Origin of the sequence: Leptospira langatensis (assembly GCF_004770615.1) — a bacterium.
GTDB classification, from domain to species: domain Bacteria; phylum Spirochaetota; class Leptospiria; order Leptospirales; family Leptospiraceae; genus Leptospira_B; species Leptospira_B langatensis.
The window spans coordinates 1-17,227 of record NZ_RQER01000008.1 but is presented as its reverse complement, the minus strand read 5'-3'; the positions used below and the strand labels follow the sequence as shown (position 1 = coordinate 17,227).

Here is a 17,227-nt window from a genome sequence, read left to right as displayed (position 1 = left end):
TTTTATCCAGGATCCGGGAAGCGACTTCCTCAGTAATATCGTCCGACGAAAGCGTTTGCATTATCCAGGAACCACTTCAATCTTATTTCTAAATTGATATAATTGCCGTTGGATTTCGGCGCGCTGATCGGCATTCAAACTTCGTAGTAATCCTTGTATTGTTCCGCTTTGCAAGGTCATTCCGAGGGGGAGAATCAATACTATAGGATCCACATTGTGAAGAAGGCGAAAGGGTTTAAAGATGCTTTCTTCAATAATAGGCGCTAGTAATTCCGGACTTTGAATTGTTTCTGGATTATAGTGAATCAGGATGACTTGTCCGATTGGGGCAGTTCTTAGCTTGAGCTTTTGCTTCCATAGAACCCATGCCATCTTTAACATGCTAAAAAGGAAAATGGGTAGAATGAAAAACTTACCGGTAGTGAACGTAAAAACATCCCAGTAATAAGTAATGATTTTTAAATATTTATTCATGGATTTCATTTGAATTGCTCTTTAGAATCTTCCCATTCTAATCCCGAGCATTAAAACTGGAAACAGGCTTCATTTTAAAGATCCTTGGCTTAGGACGATTTTCACCGTCTCCAGCCTCGATAAACCCTGTAACTCGGAAGCTCGGGTGATAGTCGTAAATAATAGTGTAGCCACCTCGGGGCTTATCGGTGAGCCATTGAACCTCCGAATCTCCAAAGAGAATGTAATCTCTACCTTGCTTCCAGAGTTTGAGGCCATCTCTTTCCTTGGAGATAATAGAATCTATCTCGAAAATAGGAGAATATGCTACCTTATCGATCGCCTTTCCATTTGGTTTAAAGTGAATATATTCAGAATGGCGAAGTTTCGAAACCAGTAGAGTAATGATGTCTCCTTCACCGATCCGATATCCGGAACCGAGCACGCCCATCAATTCGCCGGATTGGAAAGTGAGTTGGCTTTTGTCAAAGGGCTTATTAGATGGATCCACGTTGAATGTTTTGTACCCGATCTTAATTGCCGAAACGAATTTAATTTTTGCTCTATGAAGGCCATTTACGCGTTCAGGGAAAACAATCGAATTCAAGGTAAAGCCGGAATATTTTACAGGAATAGGTTCTCCTATTTCCGGAATTTTGAATACCTCTACAACTCCGGTCAAGGCCCCGTCCGGTAATTTTGGAAAAAGGACGTATTCGTTCGATCCGGAACCTTCCACAATTATTTCTTCGATCATTTTAACCCGGTATTTCAACTCTACCTGGTTCCAGTATTTAAGAGGTTCTAAAACTTCAAAATGGTCCTCGTGGACCTTCATAATAGAAAGGTCTTTCTTACTTCCGCGTTGGAAAAGTTTAGCCTCATCAATCTTACTTATTGGAGCATAGCGAGTGAAAACGCAATTTCCGGTAACGCGCTCGGCAAGTTCTTCTTGAATTATCAGTTCTTCTTGGAAGGTCCTAATTAAACCAGAGTAACAAAAAGGGCAATCCGGGATTTGGTCACCCGAAGGACAAGGACAAGGGCTCATTCTATACCAAATTGCCGATTCCCCGCGCCGATTTAGTAATTCCTCATTAGTTAGCGGAGTTAATTGGTTAGGCTTTGTCCCAATTTCGAAGGGAGTCGAACCTCCTTTTCCAACTTTTCTCATGCACGGTCAACCTTCGAGGCTTGTTGGGAAAGTCGGCCCCTTTTGTTATCAAATCCTTCCCTTATCTCAAACTTAACAAGAAGGCCAACGCGAAAGTCTTCATCAGTTAAATTAGAATATTTTGCGTGGAAGAAATATTCTGTACCGGAATCGTCTGTAATAAATCCGTACCCACCAACGTTTTGATCGCGGTTCCATGGTATATATTTTCTTACGCGTCCTGTTAAGATAGGCATTGGATTCTCCAATCAATGTAATCAGAAAACCAAGAGTCCTCCTCATGGTCGTCATCACAGGTAGGTTCCTCCCAGAGGCCATTCGTGAAGGAAGATTTCCGCTTAATTGGGCCGTATTTCTTCTCCAGACGGATTGCTTCACGGTTTGCTTCTAAGTCTTGGTCATACGTATGATGCTCAATGTCGCGAAATCGAGTGTCTCGTTTTTTCCCCTGCGAAAAGATATCGTCGATATCTTCGAAGTGCTCTTTTGCGCCTGCTCCGGAGAAAATTTCCCAATAATGGCTGCAGTTAGGGTGACAAGGGCAAGTTGGCCACCATTCATTCCAATTACGCCCCGCATTTGTCTTTCCAATCCAGCTTGCGGTAGTGGTTATATTGTCACCAGAGAATTGGTCTCCTCCAAGAAAGGTTAATCCTAGAGAAGCCATGTATCCTTCATCATAAAGGGAACCTTCCGAAGGGAAAATCCGACAAATTACTCCGAGGAATTCCTGGCATTTCTCGCAAACAATCGGATTTGGAGGCATCAATAGTTACCGCCTGAAAATTTTACGTATTGCGGACCTTTCCCTTCGTTAACGTGCATCAACAGTAGGCCGTTGTTAAAATTTATTGCGGTTTCCGTGTACGCAAATCGTTGCATATCTCGGTTCAAATGCGTTCTTACAAGATTCTCGTAATCCGCTTCCCTTTGCGATCTTTCTAAGTCAGAGATGCCAACTTCAAAAAGTCCAAGGGCTTCTCTTATGGAATCGTCATCCGGTGAAACCATTAAGGACCTAATTTCACTTTCCGTGGCATTCCTAGCTAATGCCTCTGCGATTTGTTCGCGGTACATTTTCGTAATTAAGTCATAGGCACGACCAGATCTATTCCCGTTTTGATCGTAGATTGCTAGCCACTCGGCTCCTTTTGCCTGCGCATATACGAGACCGTAAGTCTGTTCTTTAGACAATCCCGTTCTTTCCATAAGGCCATCAATATCCGCCAGACCAGGAAGATTATATGATTCCGCTTTAGCTGAAAATTCAGGAAGAGTTAATGTTTTTATTTCGTCCGGATCCGCTCCCTCATCGAGCATGTACTCGGCGATGTATCCTAATATCGTAGCTTTATCCCGCTCTTTTTTATAAACCTGATTCCAGTCTTGTGCCAGGAAGTCAAAGATTGCTTGGTCTTCTTCATTGAGGGTCTCCCGTGAAACAACTCCTTCCGGAAACTCGAGTATTTTAGGTCTTGCTTTCTTGGCAAATTGCGAATAATCTTCCCCTGGCTCCGGACGAACAAGGATCTCTTTTCCGAGGAATCTTGGCCGCCCTAAAAGTTTTCCGAAAAATTTCTTACGCAAAATGCCGAACGTATCAGACCATAATCCTTTTTGGATTTCAATGTGGATCGCATCTTTGTGCTCACCAAGAAATGAATATTGCAGGGATAGAAAATAGTATAACCAAGCATACTGCAGCTCTCGCAACGCTCGAAATTCTGAAAATGGTGATTCCCGTTTCATAAAGAAACCCCCCTCAGCAAAGGAGGAGGGTTTTTGCTTAATCCTTGAACAAACCCCGATCAACGAGCAGCTTAATCCCTTGCCAAAAGAGGATATGCAAAGCGGAATCTCTAGGTTGCTTATTTGCTATTCCGGATACAATCGTATCATACAAGAGTTGTTTATCTTCGTTTGGAAGCTCCTGCGAGATTTTGTAAGCAATAATTTCTGCGACATCATCCTCATTCGGCTTAGGAAAAGAGGCCTGAGGGGGATTGGCAACAATAGTGGCGGCTGCTGGAGCAGGAGCTACGGGTTCTTGGTCATCCACAACTGGAGGAGCTGACGGGATTTCTCCGTCTTGGCCTGGTTGTTCTGGGGGTGTTTGGTCTTGTTGATTTGCTTCGGACATTGTAATCCACCTATCAAAGATTCTTTGAGCCTATGCTGTAAGCGCGTATCGGACGAATCTATCACCTTCAATTACGTCATCCAGGCAGCTCACTGTAGGAGGATGGATTCGAACCACCGTGTGGAATACCGGAGCTACAATCCGGCGCTTTCGACCGCTCAGCCACTCCTACAGGTATAAGAAAGCTAAGATATTCCCCCTTTGTTCCCATTCTTTTTGGGGTTAATTCAAATCAGGTCCGGACAATCTGCTCGGAAGGAATTTCAAACCACCGGGATCCGCATGATAAACAGATTAAGCAACTTCCATTAATTTTTCCGTTCCAGAGCTTATGGCCCCGGGAGTCAATAATTCGAAGGAAAGCCTTGCTTGGTGAATCGATTATCAAGCGCTTTGTAGGATATTTACAAGAGGGGCAAATTCCAACTTGACCACGCGTTTGTTCTTGTCGCAGGGAAAAGTCAGAATGAAGACTTCGAGTGATTTCTTCGATTTCGAAATCGGATAAGCGCTCCATTAGTACAGATGCACTTCTCCACGTTGTAGAACTCCAGCAAATTCGCCTTCTTCCACTTCTGGGGGTGCATTGTAATGATACAGATAGCACTTCTTCTTAATCTCCGGATCCGCTAATCTGATATCATCAATATGTGAATGCACCTCACTTCGAGGTCCCGTTTCAGTATCCTGATAAATGACGTTTGCTTTGCGATAAAAAGCTGCCATAGTCTTCGGATTCATAAACAATGTGTCGGTAGGAAAATAAACGCACTTTCCGTCCGACGATTCGAACATAAGTCCATAGCTTGGCATGGATTCCATTCCGGCTTTCACATGGGTTGATTCGATTGTATACACGGTCCATTCCCGATTCCCATCCTGGAATGTGTGCGGAACACCAGCGTGCATCGGAACAAGCCGGAAATAAATTCCTAAATTAACTTTCGTGATACCTTGGAGCGTATTTAAACCCGGTTTCCCCGCATGCCAAATCGCCCTTAACACGGCCGGATGGCCCATCATTATTGGCTTACATTCTTCCGGTAACTCCTCGCCAGCCATCAAGCGCTCGATTATTGGAATTTTGGATGCTTTAGACCACTCAGCCTTTTCAGCATTCCAAAAAGGATGGAAGAAAGTGCTTAACGCAATTCCTTCTAATCCTCCTATGTGATCGGCGTGGGGATGAGAGCAATACCAGGCGTCGACGTCTGACATGCTTAGTCCGACCCCTTTTAGAGAATGTCGGATATCCCCGCCAAAATCTAGACAGAACCGAAATACCGGCTTTCCATCTACACAACCCTTTCCCCGCGATTCGAATTCGAGTAGGAAATTAGATTGAAATTTAGGTGAATATTTTCCTTCTGAATCAAATTCTCCAACGGCAAAGGCGGAATTCACGCCCAATGCAATAACTTTCATTCGTTGTTCTCCTCTGGGGGTTTGCCATGCTTATTCCGAATGAGTTCAGAAAGATTTTGCAATAACCAAGTAAGACGCCAAATCCCGAGAGAACTAATCCAAGAAATAGGATGTTCATTCGGGTTCTCATTTCGTTGGGCATCTAAAATAGATGCGATCTTTTTCCAATGAGCTTTTGTCCGCTGGCTTGGGGTCGTAATACTCATAAGCCAATCCTTTCACGCACGTCCGTATCGGACCGGATTGATTGCGTTCCATATAGTAAGCGCAGCAAATATAAATAAAACAACCGATACAGCAACCCATCAATGGGTAATGATACCATTCCAGAGCCTCTATTCGTTGTTTGAGGACTTTGATTTCAGATTCAAGGGCTGCGATTTGCGAAGAGTTTCCGTTCATTGCAGGGTTTGTCTTTTGACTTTCCCCAGGGACCATAACGATTGCAGTTGGGGTTCTTCTTTCTCGCTGATATGATTTTAGAAAATTCATGGGGGGATTATTGCTTTCCTAAAGCTTCGATTTTATTTAAAACTTTATCGAGCTTATCTTCCATTCTCTTTAAAGTGGACTGTATAGTTCCGAATTGCCGCTCGAATTCGGCTCGAAGCATTTTCGTAAATTCCTCTACTTCTTCTTCGCTGAATCCTTCCCAATTATCACTCATTCTCCGGAACCTCGCTTGTGAGACTTTGAGTTTCCCTGCCCTTTCTGGCTTTATACTGCGCGAAAAAAATTGCGGTAAGGGATATCCAGTGAAAAGCAAGAACGGTCAGCAGGTTAAGGTCCATTCATTGATCCTTCTTTTTGAACGTTATAGAAAAGATCGTAACTTCTAAGAAACTATCAAAGCCTTCTGCAAAAAGGGTGATACCATTCTCGACGAGGTTTCTTAAAGAGGGGATGTACTCAACCCATCCGATGGGTCCAAAGATAACTGTGATACACAAGTAGAATAAGGAACCAATCGTTAAACGATATTTGTTCGCTTTTCCAAAGTACTCGTGGCCTGTCTTCGCCTCATAAACTTTTCGAATTTGTTCAGCGATCCAAGTAATGACACCGCAGATTGACCAAATTATGAGAAATGTATTTCGATCTAAATCAGCCATGCGTCAAGAATTCCGAAATATGTTGAAACGCAATGCCTGCGTTCTTTGCGCAAGCTTCATCTTCGGGGCGGTCTCCCACAAAGAGACTTCTGTCCCAATCGATGATAAAGCCTTCTTGAAAGCTCTCCACTTCCATCAACGCTAACATTCCAATGTCTGGTTTTCGGAGAAGAGAGCGGTAATTATATGGGAAGAGGGACCCCTTTGCGTCATGGAAACAATACTTAACCAGATGGAACGGATTTTTGCTGAAAAGCGAAAGAGTGTAATCCATCTCCGCGGAAACTTGATTTGGTGACTTGAATCCCCAAGCTACTCCTGCCTGGTTAGAAATTCCGAGAATCAGATGTCTGGCATTTCTAAATTGCCAAATCTTTTCTTCGATCCCTGGCACCAGTTCGATATCGGCCGTTCCTTCATGGAAATCCAGCCCTCGCTTGCTCCGCCGGACTGTACCGTCAAAGTCGAGGCAAAGAGCTGGTCTAACCTCTAAGTTTTCGATGTTAATTGGTGCATTGTTATTCATAGCGACTGGTCACTCCGTTTTCCATAGAAGTAAGTCCTTATAATTCAACCTTCTAGCGGGGGTGGGAATCGAACCCACGACCCCGGGCTTATGAGACCCGTGTTCTAACCGCTGAACTACCGCCGCTTTTAAACTTAAGTTTACTCGGCAAATAAGGTGTTCCCATGAAAAAAGGAACTTGTGAATAGCGAGATTCGAACTCACCCCCGCGGTTTGGAAGACCGCCATGCTTTCCGCTAACACCATATTCACAGTTGACCGGAATTCCGTCCGGTACGGGGGACACTGTCCCGCTCTTACTTCTTCTTGGTTGATTTCTTTGCGGCCGGTTTTTTTGTTCCGGTTTTCGAATCTGCCTTAGGCGTTTTCGAAGCCATGGTAATTTCCTCCTGCAAAAATAATTTCTAAGATCTGCTTATCCCGTTGCTCCTTCCGGTTCATGCCATTCGTTGTTGCAATGCTTCTCCCAACAGGAACGGCATGCGTTTTCCACAGTTTGGCCCGAAAGAAAGAAAGAATATTCCTCTTCGTGAATGTTACCGCAAGCCGGACAAGACTTCCTTTTTTGTTCCGCAAGCGGGAGCACTTCGTCGATCTCCGAGGCGTGAAACAAGACTTTACTATTGCTGACAGTTCCTAATAGAACTTCGTCATCCGTGTTGCCAAAAGGGGTACGAACTGCGTAATTCAAAACTTCCTTAAGTTCGGTGGATTCGCGCCAAGATTTCAACTGAACCCGGTCCCACCAATCCTCGACTTTAAATTCTATCCCAGGGAACCCTTTGACAGTAACTGTCTTCCCAGCATACTCGGATGGTGTTTTATGAATTGGATAAGTTGTTTTCGCCATTGCTCCCCTCTCTTGTTATCTCCGGTCTGCTTTCTTCCAAGATGATTTCATCGAGTGGTGGAAGACCTTCATCTTCAATAAGGTCTATCATTGCATCGATGGCCTTTTCCAGATCGACATGCAAGATCGCCCGCGAATCAGTTCGCCAATTCGGAAATGCGACAATGATTGTTAAATTCTCGCTGTTGGGGTTTGGCCCACGTTCCGGTGAAAACGTTAGGTCAGACTCCAAACAGCAGATGGGTGGCTCGTGATTGAGAGCTGTGCGCAAAAATTCCTCTGGTGAAAGCTGGGAAGTAGCAGGGAAATTTAATATCTGAAAGGATTTTACAAGCAATCGTAAATGATTGATCTTAGTATTGAGCGTTTTCATTTAAACGTTCTCATCTTGACGGACGAACCACGAAGCCGGTTATAGACTGCCGTTTTAGATAACTTTAAGCGGTCGGCGACCTCTTGGTAAGTGGGTTGATAACCATTTTCCTCTAGTAACGCTTTAACAGCGTCTTCCGCTTCCTTCTGCTTGCGATTCTTTGCCATGATCCATGGATATTCGTGTTCTAAGAGTGTTCCCATGAATTTTCATTTACGGTAATCCTTAGGAGGAAGAAAGGGGAAAGAGAACCGGTCCTTCTGATGATTGTTCGTAATATTCGAACGTAGGATATCCTGCATTCGTTAACCACCAGGCTACCCTTCTTCGGTGACACTTATCCGGATCTTTCTCGTAGCAACATAGAGCTATAGCTGTGGCTCTGCTACCTGATAGGAGATTTGCCATGATCCGAAGTCGAGCTACTACCTCAGCAGGATTTAGAGGTTTTAGTATTTGGTCTTCAAACTGTTCCCATTCATAACCTGCCTTTACCATCTCTTCTGTTGGAGCTAAAGATAGGAAATGGAGCTGTTTGCCTTTGGCGATCCATCTCGGCGCAAATCTTGATATGTTGAACACCACTATCCCGTTCTCGAGTAGAATGTCCGTTTTGTGGTGGTAGGAAGTATAGATCTGCATAACGTAAATTCCCGCCTATAGAAGGAGCGTTTCACGGTTTGCGGAGATTAATTTTCCATTCACCGTGGCAAGGTTTGCGGTACGCAATTGATTTTTGTATTGGCTATACGTTCCAGATTTCTTTAAACCGGCTCGAAGTTGAAGCTCTTCGTCGGAGATCGATTCCCCACGGAGCTGAACCAAACAATTTAACATTCTTCTAGCGCCATCGCTAAGCTTAGGATTCCAAATCGCGAGAACTTCCTCGGTGTTTTTGGGGCTCGGCAGTACTACACCTAATTCATCAATCCCTTTTTGCGTGGCATATATTAAGCCCCCTCGTTCTTCTAAAAGCTGTAGGACTTTCAACTTCCGCTTGTATTGAGAAAATGTTCCACTCTTCCGCAGGCCGGCATGCGTCCGCATTTGCCCTTCCGTCATTCCGTTTGGGAACCATTGCACAAGGGCCGATAATAAACTTTTTTCACCTTTGGCAAGCGTCCTCTCGCTCCTGTTTTCTTCGATTGCTGGCCTTGGTCTTTCCATTGGGGGAATCGGTTGTGTTTCGGTCAACTTAGAGCTATGGAGATCAATTTTGAGGAATGCGGAGGCTTCAGTTTCCTTTCTCTTATATATGGGGATCTTTGCAAGTATTCCAGATGCAGTTTCGAGGGTTGTCAATAGTTCTTGCTGGTATGCTCGTAAGGCTCGATTCTCTTCTAAAATCTTTTCATTGGAATTTTGTAAACGGTGAAGTTCTCTTTCCCTCTCTGGGTTTACAGAATTCCGGGATGTCAAAGCGAGCTCTAACTCGCGAATGCGTTTCTGCAATTTAATCGGATTATTATCTTCAGCTTTCTGAATGGTGGCTTTAATTTGAGCCCCCAGCTTCTCCAAATCGACCGGTTTTAAATCCGGACCAATGAATTTACCTCCTGCTTCCATTTTTGGAGTGGCGGACGAATTGTAAGTTAGTCTATCGCGAATCTTAACCTTCTTTAAGGTTTCCAGCCATGCGGGCGACCAGACCCAAGCGACCCCCTTTTCAAGAGAGGCCAGGCTTTGCATAACGGTCCTTCTTTCTTCGTCGGTTCCATTTCTCTTAATCCACTCTTCGATTGCTTTTTGGTCCTGCGGTGAAGTCGTTTGAAGTACAACCAAACATTCGGTTTGTGTTAAAACACCCTTGTTGATAGAGGCGGCCCGTTGACTTATTAGAGTTATTCCAATTCCGTGGATCCTTCCGCGACGAACAATAGCTTGGAAGGCCCCAAGCATTCTCTGTTCACCGGGAAGGGGTTGTTGCGGAGCCATTGCATCCGCTTCGTCCAAGAATAAATGGAGCGGACTTCTATTCTTAGCCTTTATTCGGTAGAGCGCTTCGGCAAAATCCGTAACGAAATGATTTTGCTCCTTGTTCGAACCAAAATGCGATAAATCGATCACGTAAAACGAAGGATGCAGGGCAACTTGTTCGGCAATAACTTTCCCGGCAGTGTATTCCAATGGAATTCCGTGCTCACCTCCAATAATGTAAACAGGATATCCTCCGTTCGCTTTGCCATCTTTTCCGGAACGAAGTCCCCACCAAGCACCAGTTGGATCCAGCACAACGAATGGGATTCCTGCTTTGATAAATTCTTCCGCCAGAATCGAAGCGGTATGAGTCTTTCCAGCCCCACGTTTCGCCAGAATCGAGATAGTCTGTGTTACAGCGTCAGCCGGAAGACTCAGATCTCTTGAAAGAACTAAAGATTTTTCTTTCATTGCCATACCTAAACCTCTTTTGAGCTATCCTCTATAATTTCAATACATCTTTGAAAGGCGACCCAACTCTCATTGCCGGGCTCATGCAAATCTTTTTCAAGATTCAATCTTTCAAGAATTTCATCGATATCAATTCGTCCTGTTTGCTCTTCCGCGATGAATTGCAAAATAGGAGATTCCTTCACGAGTTTAATAAAAATTTGAGGATAAAACCCTTCCCGGAACCCCCAAGTAATACTTTCCACAAATCCGCAACTTTCGGACGGTCCGAAGCTTACGTAGTCGTGAACTCTAGGAATAGAATGAAAATTTCCAGGGGCTTCATCTATTTCATGCCGCGTTGTTGGAAATTGAAATACTATTTTGGTCATAAACCCTCTCCAAAGAAAAACTCTTGAAGCCGGATGGAGGATTCGAACTCTCCAGTACGCCCATCCTCCGTCATCGCTAACGCGGGCTTTGCCTTTCAACTTTCAGCGTCAACCAATTCCGCCAATCCGACATTGAGGCGAGCAAGAATAACTCATCTCCAATATTCCCCGAACCGTGGCTCAGAGAATCTAGGTGATGGCTTAGTCGTAACGAATAGTGTGACCTTTACCAAAAAAGCTTGAGCAAATCGTTCCAGTTACGGTGAAACCGTTTTTGATCGCCTTAAACCCAATTGCCAGATCGTCTTCCTCGGCGCACCCAAGGAAGCGGAATCCGGTAATTTGAATTTGAGAAAAGCCTTCCATTTCGAGAAGCTGCCTTGATTTCTCGTTCTCCGGATCCACATACCCAATGCTCAGGATGGCAACGATTACGATCACCATCGCGATGACTTTCTGCATACTTTTCTCCCTCGAGTCATGGTCGTGATCTCGTAAATGTATTCCCTTTAGTTTTCCTGCGCGGAAAATTTCGCGTTGCGATAGGAAGAGTTATTTATCATCCAATTCCTGGTAAATCTCAGGGTGATTTTCCTTAAGAAACTTTAGCTTGTATGCTTGTGCATAGGTGATTTCGATTAGCTTACTAAGGACCTCCTCGCGATTCCTTTGCCTTTGGTGATGAATGGCTTGGATCCGGAGCTCGCGAAGTTGCTTCCAGTTTCTTGATCGCTCAATGCCATCGTCGTCTTTCATCATTTACCTCCGAGAATCGTTACAAACTATTGTTACGGAACGGGCAATCCGTCGAGCGCAGCCCAATATTGGAAGTCTTGGTAACACGGAATCGATAATGCAACTGGGCCTCTTCCTTCGCTATCGGGCTGTTGAACGAAAGGCTGCAAATCCTTACGAAAGTGGACTGGATGTCCGTTTATTGAAAATTGTGCTTTATGATTGGTGCTTATCCCCATTGTTCTCTCCTTTGGCTTGTGGAAACTCCAAATAGGTACTACCATCCAGGATATTCCCTCCTTCTTTTGGTCTTACCCCGCCCCATTGTTTAAAAAAGAAGGCAACGTTAAATTCCGCGCACTGATCTCTAAGTGACCGGATCCAATCGACATCGACAGGGCGGTGATTCGGCCCGGATTCTCCCCCTGCAATCACCCAGTCTATTTTCCCTTTTATTGGGAACCCACCACACCCGTAGTCGCAATTTCCGGGGCAATCAACCGAATGAAAGTAGCCTTCTCTGTGGTCTTCATCCGGAAGATCTCCGCCATGGTCATAGTAGTTCTCTATCCGATTGATGAAAATATCGACCTCCTCTAAAAGCGGTTCGCATGATAAAAAGTGAACCCGGGCTGGACATTGAAGTAGAATCGGGATTCTTTCGTTTGCCGTTTTCTGATTTTCTACGGTAACCCCTAACCAAACATTTGGCAGCGGCCAAAGTAAATCAATGTCTTGTAATTCTTCAAGCTCATGTCCGGGTTTAACGATCATCCTGCTTTGAAAGAAATGAAACATGGTATCAGGACGTTTGGTAAGTATTTGAAAGGTGTGCTGTGGATTTAATGCGATTACTGCAAAAACCTTATCAATGAACTCCCAGGGTATGTCCTCGTGGAAAAGGTCAGACATTGAGTTCACAAAAAATTTTGAGGGTTCCTTGATTTTGAATGGTTCGCCCAATTTATGTGGTTTTAACTTGATTTCGGAAAACGGACGCTCTTTCCATTCTCCGAACCTCCGTTTTGAAATTGTCTCGGCATAACAATTCTTACACCCGGCCGATACCTTAGTACATCCAGTAACGGGATTCCAAGTATGATCCGTCCATTCAATGTTTGTCTTCTGCATCTAATTCCCCTTCTGTGCCAATCGACGGTTCATTTTCCTATTTCGCTTCTCCTCGGCCCGTTGTAAGAAGTATGCGCGGTCTTCCTCGCTCTGAGGATCCTGATTTCGGGGGTCATTATGCCTATTCAATCCTGGGTCGAAGTATTTATTGACGCTCGAGATACTCATAAAGGATAAAAGTCCTACTAATTTTTCAGGCTTCATGCTTCGACTCCTTTCCTGCCAATTCCCACCCGTCGATGAGAAGTTCGTTTAAAGTTTTAAATGCCTTTATCGAAGCAGATCCGTTCCCAGCATCAACGATCGAAAGACCTACTTGTCCAGATCGCAGCGGGATGATCGTATAGCCACGCATTGCCAAGAGAGGGAAAACGGCCTCTATCAACAAGGGCGTTAAAGATTGGTTCGTCGCAACAGGTTCAAAATCAGTCTCCCAAAGAATCTTGCGTCCGATTATATAGCACGGCTTAGGAATAAATCCGATTTTCGCCTGGCGCAATTCTCGAGTAAGTCCACAGATCTCAGTTAGAACAAAAGAAGTTTTGGGAAGGTTTCTTCCACTTACGTTCATAAATCGATCCTATGGTTCCTAACAAAATTTGCCTTGCTCCGGTCAGTCACGATGATTTCGAATTCTTTCCTACGAAGAAAAAGGGCCGTAATATCTTCCTTTCTGACAATGTATTCAGCGTATTCGTCGGCTCCTCGTTCCTGACAGAATCGCAAAGCTACTTCTGGATTGATTGTATATGCTATCCAGTCTGTCTCACCGGGTCTATGAGCTCTATATATGCTGATTTCATTCGCGAATCGAGCTAACACACAAAGTTCGGATGGTTTCATTAGCGAGGTTTGCTTTGACGGCCTGGTCGAATCAAAAAGCCTTTTCCAAGTCTCCAATTCGGACCATCCAGTGTAAGAAACCCATTGTGTAGAAAGGCAAAACCAATACGCATAATCCGAAAGATTGCCTGCAATGGAATCCAAATATAGGATGGCTTCTGGCTTGCCTTCGTATTTCAAAAGTTTTTTTGCATAGTACGCATCTTTAGGATTATATTTAAAATCTGCGGATATATCTTTAATCATGAGTTAGGCCGTTAACTGTTGCTTGAGATCGTCGATGATCTGTTCGAGTGACTTTTTCTTACGGAAGATTGCTAATAGACAAGGGAATGGGGCGTTTTCAGTCGCAGAACCAAATTTAAGACGACCTTTAATGAAGCGTATTTCCGCGTTCCCTAAGACGTAATCATGGAACCATTTTGTATCGGTCCGAGAAGGTAAAAGACAAACTACCACCTCGCAAGACTGCTGGGCTTGCCTGTAAGCTTTTTCAACCCACCGCCCAATTTCTCGCCCGTAGGGAGGATTCATCAAAACTCTACCTGACCATTCTTGCAGTAGTCCGTCCTCCTCTTTCGAGTAGAAATGAGTGCATTTCGCATTCGTTGCTGTTGCACAAGGGTCAAGATTGAAAGCGAACTCTTTATGGAGCTCCTCAAAAAGGGAATCGGGTGTTGCCCAATCGTCAGAGCCACTTTGAAAAGGAGCTTTGTCACTGTAGCTCATTTGCTTTTCCTTCCTTCCTTTTATTAAGCGCTTCGTTATAAGGAACAACGTATTTCCTGAAGAAGGAGAGCTGTCCCTTTTTATCCTTTCCGATGATTTTTACGGCCGCTTCTATCAATCCCCGGTGGATGCTTCTATACCCGCCTATTTGTTTTTCGTGGACTATACTTCGATGCGATAGCGTGCACACAAATCCAGAGTAACTTTGATAAAACGAATCGCAAAGATCTAGGCTAAACTCGGAAGGGATAGATTTCCAATTATCTATCCATGAAACTATGAATTTTTCTCTTGAGTAGTAACCTCCATCTCGTCCTTTAAATGGGGATTCGATATCACTGGCTCTTAGAAACCGCAGGATTTCCTTTAAGGCAGCTCGCTTAGAGTTCTTTATCTCCTGTCGTGTGAACTTACTCACGAATGCTTCCCCCGAAGCAAATTCTTCATGCGCTTCTTCAATCCCTTAAGTGCAAGCACCGCCCCGTTCCGCAATCGTTCGGTATTTCCGTCGCATCCGCTGCGAGTTCTCCATGTACGGAGTTCCTTTTCCAACGTCTTAAGATCCTCGACTCGGGCTAATTCTGCTCCCCTTTTTGCTCCTGCTAAGAAAGCAAGTTCCGTTGCCTGATTCCCCTTTGAAAAATCTTCTGCCTCTGCTCCGAGTAGTTCGTTGTGTATCATCGGCTATTTGTTCTAACCACCGCAATCGCTTCCTCGATCGTTGGGTGTCTTTGCCAAATTAAATCGTTCCTCTCTGCATGTTTCCGTTTGTGAAAATGAAACTTTAGCATTTTGTTATTATTCGGCATGATTTCCATTCTGATAGCTCTATCGTGAGCGGAAACGACCAGAAAGGTCAAGAGTGATGCGTCATACGTCGCCAGCCAATTGGTAGTATCCTTCACTTCCACGCCCTTCCCGCATGGAAGAACTTTCCCGAAAAAATGATGCAATCCACCAATGCCATCGATATAAAGTTTAAAGCATTCCGCCTGGTCCCCGTTCATCCAGGGATGAAGCTTTTTTATTTCCGCTATCTGATCGTCCATTCCTTCCCTTTCCTCACGCATCACCATAGACTGTGCTAAAATTGTTCCCATGCAAATTTTGCCAGATGTTTTGCTCACTTCCGCATCGAAAAGTCGATATCGATGCCCTCTGCTAAACAGAGCTCTTGCAATTCCCCGTTGTCGAATTCACCCAATAAATTGTTACGCAAATCCGTTGCCGCTTCATCCAAATAAGTTCTTTGGCAATATTCAATAGCACTCAAGATACCAATAGTATGGTAGCGCTGGAGTTTTAAACGTTCTGAAACTGGCATTTCAATTCTCCATTTCTGTAAAGGACGGTAATCTTTCTAGATCCTCATGGAGAACAAAGCGAATCACCTTTAAGCGTTCGGCAATCCGGATTAACTGAGAGCGATGGCCATATTTCCGATGAAAGGTGTGGCATACGATTGCATCCCCTTTCATAGTAGCTTTGTGACAGATAAACTCACTTTGTTTCGCTATAGTTTCCTCCAAAATTGCTCGTGCTCTTTCTGGACTTACTATCCGATTCTTCGAGAATAAGCAGTTTTTACATTGTGATTTAAAAACCTTTAGCATGAGCTTAGTTTCCTTTGTTATCTATGGTCCCGTTCTTACATTTCTCTGGATAAGCGCGCTCAACTTTATTCAAAGCACGCCGTGACCCTAAATGGGTTTGAAATACCTTTGCATTGGAGCAAAGAACCGTATGGCCCGGATCTCCTCCCCAAGGTGCAAGCCAGAACGGTTTGCCTCCGTTTTCAAAACGTACAATAAAGGACACGCTTGCCTCCCGTTAGTTCGAAAAGGTCTTCTTCAAAGGCAAGAAAGATAGAATGGAAGCTTCGCTCTCCCACGACCATCCAGGATAGACAATTGGAGTTTTCACCGGAATACAGTCTCGCTACAGCTTCTTTCTTAATCTTTCCTTCAACTGGAATCGTTTCCTCACGAATCTCGAAGAAATGTTCCTTGTCAGATAGATATCGTCTGCCGGGAATCATACAGCTTGCTTCCATCGCTTGCTCTTGGTACGTTCACCGACAACCGGCCCGCATGCGCGGGCAATAATTCCGTTTACTCGCTCAACCAAGTCCTCGCGTTTAAACGAGATATGGTGATTTCCATTCTTATAGGAGATGATCTTGAAATAGTCGTCGGAAAATTCTCTTACGTTGCGGTACCGAGCCGCTTCCATGTGTCTTCTTGCCGACTGATGGTATTCCGGGGGTTTCTTACGGTCCAAGACATAGAAAATCCGTTCTATGTCCATGATCTTGTCTCCAGCTCCCCAGTAAAAACCCCCATTTAGAATGATCTTCTTGCCAATGCGAAACCTATCATTCGAAACAAAATTCCCGCTCAGTTCGCGAAAGACATTCACTACACCCCTTTCAAAGATGTTTTCTTTTTCCTCTTCTAATCGTGCGAAAGTGGAAGCAAGGTTCTCTGCCGAAACCGGTGGGACATCGTTTTGCAGCTCTTTATCAAAGCTTTCTTTTGCCTTGCGATCCATTAAGGAAAATAAACCGCAGTTTTCCGCAACATACCGCCATACGTGACGATCATGCTCCTTACGAATTTGTTCCTTGGCGTTTCGATCATCTACACCGACCCGAGCTATCTCCGCCGAGAACGGATAGATGCGCAGTCGTTCCTGCAATTTTTGCGCTTTTAAGATCTCATCAACGGCATTGTTGAAGGCAGTGAGTGTTTGGTCCCTAATACTAATTATCTCTTCTAATGTAAGTTTCTTAGCTATTTCGTTTGAAGTTTCTCTCATCCTAATTCCTCGACGTCTTAGTTATTTCACAATGTGGAGGGATCCCTTGTCAGTTTCTTGGCGACCCGATTCTCCCCCATTGGTAGGTCGTAATAGTTTTACCGATGCCTCAAAGCAACTCAGATAGTCATCAAACCACTTGCTTACCATCCTGCGCATC

23 protein-coding genes and 3 tRNA genes are annotated in these 17,227 nt (G+C 44.4%); all 26 read right to left on the bottom strand.

Features of this window, described 5'->3' with window-relative positions:
• Window positions 1-60 precede the first annotated feature (60 nt).
• On the bottom strand, window positions 61-483 hold the full coding sequence (locus EHO57_RS13795; protein WP_135698341.1) for a hypothetical protein: 423 nt from the start codon (window positions 481-483) through the stop codon (window positions 61-63).
• A 28-nt stretch (window positions 484-511) separates the two neighbouring features.
• Window positions 512-1,627 (bottom strand): hypothetical protein, encoded by a 1,116-nt coding sequence (locus EHO57_RS13790; RefSeq protein ID WP_135698340.1) that lies wholly within the window; start codon window positions 1,625-1,627, stop codon window positions 512-514.
• On the bottom strand, window positions 1,624-1,863 hold the full coding sequence (locus EHO57_RS13785; protein WP_135698339.1) for a cold-shock protein: 240 nt from the start codon (window positions 1,861-1,863) through the stop codon (window positions 1,624-1,626). The genes EHO57_RS13790 and EHO57_RS13785 overlap by 4 nt, the downstream gene beginning before the upstream one ends.
• Window positions 1,851-2,393, bottom strand: coding sequence for a hypothetical protein (locus tag EHO57_RS13780; RefSeq protein ID WP_135698338.1), 543 nt, complete (start codon window positions 2,391-2,393; stop codon window positions 1,851-1,853). The genes EHO57_RS13785 and EHO57_RS13780 overlap by 13 nt, the downstream gene beginning before the upstream one ends.
• Complete coding sequence (locus EHO57_RS13775; RefSeq protein ID WP_135698337.1) at window positions 2,393-3,376, bottom strand: hypothetical protein; 984 nt, start codon at window positions 3,374-3,376, stop codon at window positions 2,393-2,395. Before EHO57_RS13775 ends, EHO57_RS13780 begins: the two co-directional genes overlap by 1 nt.
• Before the next feature lie 37 nt (window positions 3,377-3,413).
• On the bottom strand, window positions 3,414-3,767 hold the full coding sequence (locus EHO57_RS13770) for a hypothetical protein (protein WP_135698336.1): 354 nt from the start codon (window positions 3,765-3,767) through the stop codon (window positions 3,414-3,416).
• Window positions 3,768-3,860: 93 nt separating this feature from the next.
• Window positions 3,861-3,939: transfer RNA gene (locus tag EHO57_RS13765), tRNA-Tyr, on the bottom strand.
• A gap of 344 nt (window positions 3,940-4,283) precedes the next feature.
• On the bottom strand, window positions 4,284-5,192 hold the full coding sequence (locus EHO57_RS13760; RefSeq protein WP_135698335.1) for an MBL fold metallo-hydrolase: 909 nt from the start codon (window positions 5,190-5,192) through the stop codon (window positions 4,284-4,286).
• Window positions 5,193-5,691: 499 nt separating this feature from the next.
• Entirely contained in the window at window positions 5,692-5,859 is a 168-nt protein-coding gene (locus tag EHO57_RS18835) for a hypothetical protein (protein ID WP_167882915.1), read from the bottom strand.
• A 437-nt stretch (window positions 5,860-6,296) separates the two neighbouring features.
• Entirely contained in the window at window positions 6,297-6,830 is a 534-nt protein-coding gene (locus EHO57_RS13755) for an HAD family hydrolase (RefSeq protein ID WP_135698334.1), read from the bottom strand.
• Between the two features lie 53 nt (window positions 6,831-6,883).
• A tRNA-Met gene (locus EHO57_RS13750) sits at window positions 6,884-6,957 on the bottom strand.
• Between the two features lie 52 nt (window positions 6,958-7,009).
• A tRNA-Gly gene (locus EHO57_RS18830) sits at window positions 7,010-7,082 on the bottom strand.
• 163 nt (window positions 7,083-7,245) lie between these two features.
• Window positions 7,246-7,680 carry a hypothetical protein gene (locus EHO57_RS13745; RefSeq protein ID WP_135698333.1) on the bottom strand — a complete coding sequence of 145 codons (435 nt, stop codon included), beginning with the start codon at window positions 7,678-7,680 and terminating at the stop codon, window positions 7,246-7,248.
• Window positions 7,652-8,053: a hypothetical protein gene (locus tag EHO57_RS13740; protein ID WP_135698332.1), complete on the bottom strand. Its 402-nt coding sequence runs from the start codon at window positions 8,051-8,053 to the stop codon at window positions 7,652-7,654. Before EHO57_RS13740 ends, EHO57_RS13745 begins: the two co-directional genes overlap by 29 nt.
• Entirely contained in the window at window positions 8,050-8,256 is a 207-nt protein-coding gene (locus tag EHO57_RS13735) for a LexA family transcriptional regulator (protein ID WP_135698331.1), read from the bottom strand. Before EHO57_RS13735 ends, EHO57_RS13740 begins: the two co-directional genes overlap by 4 nt.
• Before the next feature lie 22 nt (window positions 8,257-8,278).
• A complete protein-coding gene (locus tag EHO57_RS13730) occupies window positions 8,279-8,695 on the bottom strand; it encodes a DUF488 family protein, N3 subclade (RefSeq protein ID WP_135698330.1) in 417 nt (138 codons plus the stop codon).
• Between the two features lie 15 nt (window positions 8,696-8,710).
• Window positions 8,711-10,447: an ATP-binding protein gene (locus EHO57_RS13725; protein WP_135698329.1), complete on the bottom strand. Its 1,737-nt coding sequence runs from the start codon at window positions 10,445-10,447 to the stop codon at window positions 8,711-8,713.
• Window positions 10,448-10,449: 2 nt separating this feature from the next.
• The gene (locus EHO57_RS13720) at window positions 10,450-10,812 is read right to left on the bottom strand and encodes a hypothetical protein (RefSeq protein WP_135698328.1); all 363 of its coding nucleotides are present in this window, start codon (window positions 10,810-10,812) and stop codon (window positions 10,450-10,452) included.
• Window positions 10,813-11,013: 201 nt separating this feature from the next.
• Window positions 11,014-11,274 carry a hypothetical protein gene (locus tag EHO57_RS13715; protein ID WP_135698327.1) on the bottom strand — a complete coding sequence of 87 codons (261 nt, stop codon included), beginning with the start codon at window positions 11,272-11,274 and terminating at the stop codon, window positions 11,014-11,016.
• 489 nt (window positions 11,275-11,763) lie between these two features.
• Window positions 11,764-12,678 carry a DUF5131 family protein gene (locus tag EHO57_RS13710; RefSeq protein WP_135698326.1) on the bottom strand — a complete coding sequence of 305 codons (915 nt, stop codon included), beginning with the start codon at window positions 12,676-12,678 and terminating at the stop codon, window positions 11,764-11,766.
• A gap of 567 nt (window positions 12,679-13,245) precedes the next feature.
• On the bottom strand, window positions 13,246-13,767 hold the full coding sequence (locus tag EHO57_RS13705; RefSeq protein ID WP_135698325.1) for a hypothetical protein: 522 nt from the start codon (window positions 13,765-13,767) through the stop codon (window positions 13,246-13,248).
• 3 nt (window positions 13,768-13,770) lie between these two features.
• Window positions 13,771-14,250 (bottom strand): DNA N-6-adenine-methyltransferase, encoded by a 480-nt coding sequence (locus tag EHO57_RS13700; RefSeq protein ID WP_135698324.1) that lies wholly within the window; start codon window positions 14,248-14,250, stop codon window positions 13,771-13,773.
• Window positions 14,237-14,668 carry a hypothetical protein gene (locus EHO57_RS13695; protein ID WP_135698323.1) on the bottom strand — a complete coding sequence of 144 codons (432 nt, stop codon included), beginning with the start codon at window positions 14,666-14,668 and terminating at the stop codon, window positions 14,237-14,239. The genes EHO57_RS13700 and EHO57_RS13695 overlap by 14 nt, the downstream gene beginning before the upstream one ends.
• Before the next feature lie 259 nt (window positions 14,669-14,927).
• Window positions 14,928-15,377 carry a hypothetical protein gene (locus EHO57_RS13690; protein WP_135698322.1) on the bottom strand — a complete coding sequence of 150 codons (450 nt, stop codon included), beginning with the start codon at window positions 15,375-15,377 and terminating at the stop codon, window positions 14,928-14,930.
• Window positions 15,374-15,574: a hypothetical protein gene (locus EHO57_RS13685; protein ID WP_135698321.1), complete on the bottom strand. Its 201-nt coding sequence runs from the start codon at window positions 15,572-15,574 to the stop codon at window positions 15,374-15,376. The genes EHO57_RS13690 and EHO57_RS13685 overlap by 4 nt, the downstream gene beginning before the upstream one ends.
• 710 nt (window positions 15,575-16,284) lie before the next feature.
• Window positions 16,285-17,067, bottom strand: coding sequence for a DUF4942 domain-containing protein (locus tag EHO57_RS13680; RefSeq protein ID WP_135698320.1), 783 nt, complete (start codon window positions 17,065-17,067; stop codon window positions 16,285-16,287).
• Window positions 17,068-17,227: the final 160 nt, after the last annotated feature.

Bases quoted from the DNA above. Each gene is read 5' to 3' on its own strand.
- EHO57_RS13680 (WP_135698320.1), bottom strand. From the start codon at position 17,067: ATGAGAGAAACTTCAAACGAAATAGCTAAGAAACTTACATTAGAAGAG.
- EHO57_RS13790 (WP_135698340.1), bottom strand. From the start codon at position 1,627: ATGAGAAAAGTTGGAAAAGGAGGTTCGACTCCCTTCGAAATTGGGACA.
- EHO57_RS18835 (WP_167882915.1), bottom strand. From the start codon at position 5,859: ATGAGTGATAATTGGGAAGGATTCAGCGAAGAAGAAGTAGAGGAATTT.
- EHO57_RS13760 (WP_135698335.1), bottom strand. From the start codon at position 5,192: ATGAAAGTTATTGCATTGGGCGTGAATTCCGCCTTTGCCGTTGGAGAA.
- EHO57_RS13780 (WP_135698338.1), bottom strand. From the start codon at position 2,393: ATGCCTCCAAATCCGATTGTTTGCGAGAAATGCCAGGAATTCCTCGGA.
- EHO57_RS13770 (WP_135698336.1), bottom strand. From the start codon at position 3,767: ATGTCCGAAGCAAATCAACAAGACCAAACACCCCCAGAACAACCAGGC.
- EHO57_RS13715 (WP_135698327.1), bottom strand. From the start codon at position 11,274: ATGCAGAAAGTCATCGCGATGGTGATCGTAATCGTTGCCATCCTGAGC.
- EHO57_RS13785 (WP_135698339.1), bottom strand. From the start codon at position 1,863: ATGCCTATCTTAACAGGACGCGTAAGAAAATATATACCATGGAACCGC.
- EHO57_RS13700 (WP_135698324.1), bottom strand. From the start codon at position 14,250: ATGAGCTACAGTGACAAAGCTCCTTTTCAAAGTGGCTCTGACGATTGG.
- EHO57_RS13720 (WP_135698328.1), bottom strand. From the start codon at position 10,812: ATGACCAAAATAGTATTTCAATTTCCAACAACGCGGCATGAAATAGAT.
- EHO57_RS13755 (WP_135698334.1), bottom strand. From the start codon at position 6,830: ATGAATAACAATGCACCAATTAACATCGAAAACTTAGAGGTTAGACCA.
- EHO57_RS13730 (WP_135698330.1), bottom strand. From the start codon at position 8,695: ATGCAGATCTATACTTCCTACCACCACAAAACGGACATTCTACTCGAG.
- EHO57_RS13725 (WP_135698329.1), bottom strand. From the start codon at position 10,447: ATGGCAATGAAAGAAAAATCTTTAGTTCTTTCAAGAGATCTGAGTCTT.
- EHO57_RS13745 (WP_135698333.1), bottom strand. From the start codon at position 7,680: ATGGCGAAAACAACTTATCCAATTCATAAAACACCATCCGAGTATGCT.
- EHO57_RS13710 (WP_135698326.1), bottom strand. From the start codon at position 12,678: ATGCAGAAGACAAACATTGAATGGACGGATCATACTTGGAATCCCGTT.
- EHO57_RS13740 (WP_135698332.1), bottom strand. From the start codon at position 8,053: ATGAAAACGCTCAATACTAAGATCAATCATTTACGATTGCTTGTAAAA.
- EHO57_RS13735 (WP_135698331.1), bottom strand. From the start codon at position 8,256: ATGGGAACACTCTTAGAACACGAATATCCATGGATCATGGCAAAGAAT.
- EHO57_RS13775 (WP_135698337.1), bottom strand. From the start codon at position 3,376: ATGAAACGGGAATCACCATTTTCAGAATTTCGAGCGTTGCGAGAGCTG.
- EHO57_RS13795 (WP_135698341.1), bottom strand. From the start codon at position 483: ATGAAATCCATGAATAAATATTTAAAAATCATTACTTATTACTGGGAT.
- EHO57_RS13685 (WP_135698321.1), bottom strand. From the start codon at position 15,574: ATGCCAGTTTCAGAACGTTTAAAACTCCAGCGCTACCATACTATTGGT.
- EHO57_RS13705 (WP_135698325.1), bottom strand. From the start codon at position 13,767: ATGATTAAAGATATATCCGCAGATTTTAAATATAATCCTAAAGATGCG.